This window comes from Bacteroides cellulosilyticus DSM 14838 (genome assembly GCF_000158035.1).
GTDB lineage: Bacteria > Bacteroidota > Bacteroidia > Bacteroidales > Bacteroidaceae > Bacteroides > Bacteroides cellulosilyticus.
This window is the reverse complement of record NZ_EQ973491.1, coordinates 1,377,947-1,384,119: the sequence shown is the minus strand read 5'-3', so window position 1 is coordinate 1,384,119 and position 6,173 is coordinate 1,377,947. Positions and strand designations below refer to the sequence as shown.

The 6,173-nt window shown below is 41.0% G+C and carries 5 protein-coding genes and 1 tRNA gene; 5 read left to right on the top strand and 1 reads right to left on the bottom strand.

Annotation, left to right across the window (positions count from 1 at the left end; all coding sequences use genetic code 11):
* The first annotated feature begins 68 nt into the window (after positions 1–68).
* The 3 genes from BACCELL_RS17705 to BACCELL_RS17695 all read left to right on the top strand — a co-directional run bounded on the left by BACCELL_RS17705 (position 69) and on the right by BACCELL_RS17695 (position 3,484).
* Complete coding sequence (locus tag BACCELL_RS17705; protein WP_052309561.1) at positions 69–1,205, top strand: CapA family protein; 1,137 nt, start codon at positions 69–71, stop codon at positions 1,203–1,205.
* A gap of 91 nt (positions 1,206–1,296) precedes the next feature.
* Positions 1,297–1,373 (top strand) — tRNA-His (locus BACCELL_RS17700).
* Positions 1,374–1,555: 182 nt separating this feature from the next.
* Positions 1,556–3,484 carry a PAS domain-containing hybrid sensor histidine kinase/response regulator gene (locus BACCELL_RS17695; protein WP_007213338.1) on the top strand — a complete coding sequence of 643 codons (1,929 nt, stop codon included), beginning with the start codon at positions 1,556–1,558 and terminating at the stop codon, positions 3,482–3,484.
* A 5-nt stretch (positions 3,485–3,489) separates the two neighbouring features.
* Here BACCELL_RS17695 and BACCELL_RS17690 read toward each other — a convergent pair whose 3' ends face one another.
* A complete protein-coding gene (locus BACCELL_RS17690) occupies positions 3,490–4,056 on the bottom strand; it encodes a sugar O-acetyltransferase (RefSeq protein WP_007213337.1) in 567 nt (188 codons plus the stop codon).
* Between the two features lie 310 nt (positions 4,057–4,366).
* Here BACCELL_RS17690 and BACCELL_RS17685 point away from each other — a divergent pair, with 310 nt between their 5' ends.
* Positions 4,367–4,663, top strand: coding sequence for a hypothetical protein (locus BACCELL_RS17685; RefSeq protein ID WP_007216110.1), 297 nt, complete (start codon positions 4,367–4,369; stop codon positions 4,661–4,663).
* 111 nt (positions 4,664–4,774) lie between these two features.
* On the top strand, positions 4,775–6,173 hold a 1,399-nt coding region (locus BACCELL_RS17680; protein WP_007213334.1), incomplete at its 3' end, for a B12-binding domain-containing radical SAM protein.

The window sequence follows — 6,173 nt, the reverse complement described above, 5'->3', positions numbered from 1 at the left end:
CCTCTTGTGACAACTTGACTCCTTTCGGTATTTATTTTATCCAGTGGAACCTTAATCCGCTCAAAGTCATGAGACAGACAATCCCTCTTGCATTACTTTTCTTCTTTATATCGTGTTGTAGCACAGCACAGGAACAAGTAGTACCGGAATCCACTGATACAATCCCCCCTGCAAAAATCACTCTATTATTTGTAGGTGATCTGATGCAACACAAAGCCCAGCTTGACGCCGCGCGTACAGATAAAGGGACTTATGACTACTCTCCCTGCTTCTCTCTAGTAAAAGAGCAAATCAGTGGAGCGGACATCGCTATCAGCAATTTAGAAGTACCTATCGGTGGAAAACCTTATAGTGGTTATCCGGCTTTCTGTGCACCTGATGAATATTTATATGCCATTAAAGAGGCCGGTTTCAATGTTCTGTTAACTGCTAACAATCACTGTCTCGACCGCGGTAAAAAAGGTTTGGAACGTACAATCCTAATGTTAGATTCCTTACGTATCCCCTACACCGGAACTTATAGAAATGAAGAAGAACGCCGTCAACGATACCCATTACTCATTCACAAAAACGGTTTTCGAATTGCCCTTCTTAACTATACCTATGATACCAATGGAGTTAAGCCATCCTCTCCCAACATAGTGAACTATATTGATAAGAAAATCATGTTACAGGATATCGATACAGCACGAACATGGCAACCTGATGTTATCATTGCCTGTATGCATTGGGGAAACGAATACCAATCGCTACCCAGTCGCGAACAGCAACAATTGGCTGATTGGTTATTGAAACAGGGCGTTACCCATATCATCGGTAGCCATCCTCATGTTATACAACCCATGGAACTACGTACCGATAGCATTACCAGAACACAACACGCTGTAGTATATTCTTTAGGGAATTTCATCTCCAATATGAGTAAAGTAAATACTGACGGAGGACTTATATTCACATTAGAATTAGAAAAAGACACCACAACATCTACTTCCCCACAAGTTCGAGTACAACGTTGCGGATATAATTTCGTATGGACAGCACGTCCCAATTTCACCAAAGAAAAAAACTATGTGCTTTATCCCACAGATTCCACATCTATCTCAAAGCTCCCGGAAGCTGCACGTAACCATCTGAATATCTTCGTCAAAAACTCCCGAAAGCTCCTCCAACAGCACAATGTAGGAATTAAGGAGAATAAAAAATAATGCAGATTTCAATAAAATATTTCGCCAAATATTTGCAGTATTAAAGATAATACCTATCTTTGCACCGCGTTTGAGAAATGACGTAAACATGGTGACTGTAGTTCAGTTGGTTAGAGCGTCAGATTGTGGTTCTGAATGTCGTGGGTTCGAGTCCCATCAGTCACCCCAAAAAATCCTGTAAGTTTATGACTTGCAGGATTTTTTGTTTATAACACTTTACTATCCTCTATGTTAAAGTTTACTATTCCGACCAACCACCAATAAATATTAACCACGATAATCATAAAGTTCCGGGAATTTGCATACATTTGCACCACGCTTATAAAAACATCATAGGTGCAATAATAAACATGGAAAATGAACTTCTGTCGCTCATTCCTGAATACATACCTTTAGGGCTCGGCGTATATGATAAAGATGGATATCTGAAATACGCCAATGGCACTACACTAAAAATGTTCGGTGTAACCATGAAGGATATTTATAATATTAATATCTTCGATGACCCTAACATCACGGCAGAAGATAAAGCTCTCCTAAAGCAGGGGTTGAATGTCTCTTTTGAAACTGATTATGATTTCGATCTTTGTGAAAACTTCTACGAAACACCCATCAAAGGAATCAAAAAATACTTTGTTACCAAAGTAACTATCATGCGCGATCCCGAAGGAAATCGTCAAGGCTATTTATTAGCCTGCGAAGATATCACCGTAAAGAAAGCACAAGAGCGGGAAATTATTGAAAGCTACAAGAAGATAAAAGCAACACAAAAGGAATTATCACTAGCCTTGAATGCTGGGAAGCTATCCTCATGGAACTACAATATAAAGGAAGGTCTGTTTTGCAAATTCGATGTCCATATCGAGAATATTGAGAAAAGATCATTGCAATCCATATATGAGAGCATCCATCCCGACGACAGAAATAAATTCATGGCATTACTGGAAGCAGTTGCTCATAAACAGAAGCTCCCGGAAAACAGAATTATATTAAGAGTTCTGGAAAACAATGCAACAGATTATAGTTACTCCAGCTTTACCTACAGTGCAGTAGAAGATGAAGCAGGCAATGTAGTGGTCATCACATTTATTCAACGGGATATTACCGAAGACATTATATACCAGCAAAATCTGATTACAGCCAAAAACAAAGCAGAAGAAGCGGACAAATTGAAGTCCACATTCCTCGCTAACATGAGTCATGAAATCCGTACTCCACTCAATGCAATTGTTGGATTCTCCGAATTGCTGACCGAAACGGATGATGCGGAAGAAAAATTTGAATATAAACAACTGATTGAAACCAACAGTGAGATACTCCTGAAATTAATCGGGGACATTCTCGATCTGTCAAAAATTGAAGTTGGCTCCATTGATATCAATCGTCAGAAACTGAATTTGTGCCAGCTTTGCGATGAATTGTACCGATCCTTCCAGCAACGGATTAAAAATCCCAAAGTTACCCTCAAACTCATCAACCCATATACCAAATGTGTGGCGAATTTCGACAAATATCGCTTTATGCAGATATTCACAAACTTTGCTACAAATGCCATTAAGTATACGCCACAAGGTGAAATTGTGATGGGATACGAATGTATGCCCGGACAGGTAAGAATCTATGTAAAAGATAGTGGCATCGGAATACCGGAGGAGAAAAAGAACCGTATCTTCAGTCGTTTCGAGAAATTAGATACTTTTGCCCAGGGAACCGGCTTAGGACTTTCTATCTGTAAAGCCATTGCCGATGCTACAGGCGGAGAAGTAGGCTTTAAATCCAAAGCCAACATAGGTTCTGAGTTCTGGTACATCGGATATACCGATGTCGAATATGTCGAAAAATCAGAGGTTGCAGACGAGGACTTAAATAACAAAAGTACAGAACACCTTTCCGCAGATTCCTCAGTAAAGATTAAAGATCTGAATATTCTGATAGCGGAAGATAATGACAGCAATTACCTGTTAATCAAGAAACTTCTTAAAGACAATCAACTAACCCGTGCCATAACCGGAGTAGAAGCTATCGAGAAAATCAAAGCCCAGACCTTTGACATCGTCTTTATGGATATGCGGATGCCGGTAATGAATGGACTTGAAGCAACTTCCCTCATCCGGGAATTCAACCAGATTACTCCTATTATTGCCCTTACTGCCAATGCTTTCGACTCCGACAGAGAGAATGCATTAGCTGCAGGATGCAATCATTTCATGACAAAACCTGTCAAAAAGCGAGAATTAATGGATTTACTTTTCAGATATTTCAAACAACAACCCCAATAACAGGATTATTTCTGATTCAATTTACGTATCACTTTAGCAGGATTTCCCACAGCCAACGAGTCTGCCGGAATATCATGCGTAACCACTGAACCTGCACCGATTACACAACGGTCGCCAATAGTCACTCCCGGACAGATTGTCGCATGACCGCCAATCCAGCAGCGTTCACCAATGGTTATCGGCAGACAATTCTCATAGGCATCCCTTTCGTCAGCATCAAGCGGATGTTGCGCCGTATAAATATGTACTCCCGGAGCAATCAGCGTTTTCCGGCCAATAGTAACTTTAGCACCATCCAAAATAACAGCACCGAAATTGATAAAAACTCCTTCAGCTGCATATATACCATCCCCATAATCGCAATAAAAGGGTGGTTCCACAAAAAAATCCGGAGCGGAATTCGGGAAAAGTGAACGGGTAACCTCCGGCATTTTAGAGGTATGATATTCAGTCACATTCAACTGATGCAGCTTCTTTTTTACTTCAGCCCGATAGGCATACATTTCAGGAGTATGAGCATCGTAATGAAGCCCTTCGCGCATACACTTTAATTCTTCTTGAAGTGTTCTCATCTTAAAAATGATTTTATTATTAACTCGTTAAAAGCACTGCAAAGTTAGTATAAATTCAGGCACCTGTATGCCCATGTTTCTGTAAAAAAAGTAAATGCCCAAAACCATAAAAAAGGCTCAATTGTTATCTAAATATTCGGAATTATCAGGTGTACAACAAACAGTCTTTTAGTTTAAAAAAGTTGAAAGTAGATAATCCTACGCTTATTTTCTGTTTGCTGGCACTCGATTTGCGGATATTATTACAGAGTATTAACCAATATACTCCTGATATTAGTATGACAACATGTATAACTAAAAATAAATGATTATGGAAACAAACGAAAAATTAATTGCAGTCGTAGAAATCGGTGGTGACAAAGCAACTCAATTCTGGGCAAGAGCTGATGATTTGGCGCAAGCATACAATGAGAAATCAACGGATATAGTCTATTCAGTAAAGAAACTTCCTGATTCTGATAACCTCTTTCACTTCTTCGCTACCTCAAAAGAAGAAATGACGCAGGAAACCTTGTTGGAATGTAGCCGTGAGTTTCTGGATGAATTATTGACATTAGTTCCCAGCGAATGCGTCAGAATATCCGTTGTCGGACCTAAAGCAGGCTAAAAAAGCATACCGTAAACTGGTAAAGCAAAGGATTGGGCAGGCAGAAAAGAGGCAGATAGGAATACATTCATTATCTTTGCAACTGTTTTTGTAAACCCAACCCTATATAAAATGAAGTTACTCTGGCTCGACCTCAACAGTTCATACGCACATTCTTCCCTGGCACTTCCGGCACTGCATGCCCAGATTGCTGATGATACATCCATAGAATGGGATATCGTATCAGCCACTATCAATGAGAATGTAGGTCTGACTGTCAATGAAGTCTACCATCGCCAACCTGACATACTTGCCGCTACAACCTGGCTCTTCAACCATGAGCAATTGCTCCACATCCTTTCAAGAGTAAAAGCACTCCTGCCACAATGCTGCATTGTATTAGGCGGCCCTGAGTATCTGGGAGACAATGAATACTTCCTACATAAGAACCCTTATGTCAGCTGTGTATTCAGAGGAGAAGGAGAAGAAGTGTTCCCGCAATGGCTCGCATGCCGGAACGAACAGGAAAAGTGGAATACCATTCCCGGACTCTGTTATCTCGACTCCAACGGGCAGTACAGAGACAACGGCATAGCACGTGTACTGAAATTCTCTGATCTCATACCTCCTGAAAAAAGCCGTTTCTTTAATTGGAGCAAACCATTCGTACAGCTGGAAACGACACGAGGCTGTTTCAACACCTGTGCATTCTGCGTCAGTGGAGGCGAAAAGCCTGTACGTACACTTTCCATAGAAGCTATTCGCGAACGACTCCAAATCATTCATCAACATGGTATTAAAAACGTGCGTGTACTCGACCGTACTTTCAATTACAATACCCGCCGGGCAAAAGAACTGCTTGAGCTTTTTCTTGAATACCACCCTGATATACGCTTCCATCTGGAAATACACCCTGCACTTCTTTCCGAAGAACTGAAAGAAGAATTGAAACACTTGCCCGAAGGTCTGTTACATCTGGAAGCAGGCATACAAAGCCTGCGTGAACCTGTACTCGAAAAAAGCCGGAGGATGGGAAAGCTGACAGACGCATTGGAAGGTCTGAAATTCCTGTGTTCTCTCCCCAATATGGAAACACATGCCGATTTAATAGCAGGACTCCCACTCTACCATCTTGCAGAAATATTCGAAGATATCCGTGTTCTGGCAGCATACGGTGCAGGAGAAATACAACTGGAGTCTCTCAAATTACTCCCCGGTACGGAAATGCGTAGAAGAGCGGAAGAATTGGGCATCCAATATTCTCCCCTACCACCCTATGAAGTGCTTCAAACCCGCGAGATCAATGTAAGTGAATTGCAAACAGCCCGTCAACTCTCCCGCCTGTTGGATGGATTTTATAATACTCCAGCCTGGCAATCCATCACCCGTAAACTCATTCTGAAAGAAGAAAAATTCCTGTATCGGTTCCTGGAACACCTGATACAAATAGGTTTGATAGACCAACCGATAAGTCTGGAAAAACGAGGACTTATTCTGTATGAATTCTGTAAGCACAACTATCCGGAATATC

Excerpts from the sequence above, each read along its gene's own strand:
- BACCELL_RS17705 (WP_052309561.1), top strand. The coding sequence starts at position 69 with ATGAGACAGACAATCCCTCTTGCATTACTTTTCTTCTTTATATCGTGT.
- BACCELL_RS17695 (WP_007213338.1), top strand. The coding sequence starts at position 1,556 with ATGGAAAATGAACTTCTGTCGCTCATTCCTGAATACATACCTTTAGGG.
- BACCELL_RS17690 (WP_007213337.1), bottom strand. The coding sequence starts at position 4,056 with ATGAGAACACTTCAAGAAGAATTAAAGTGTATGCGCGAAGGGCTTCAT.
- BACCELL_RS17685 (WP_007216110.1), top strand. The coding sequence starts at position 4,367 with ATGGAAACAAACGAAAAATTAATTGCAGTCGTAGAAATCGGTGGTGAC.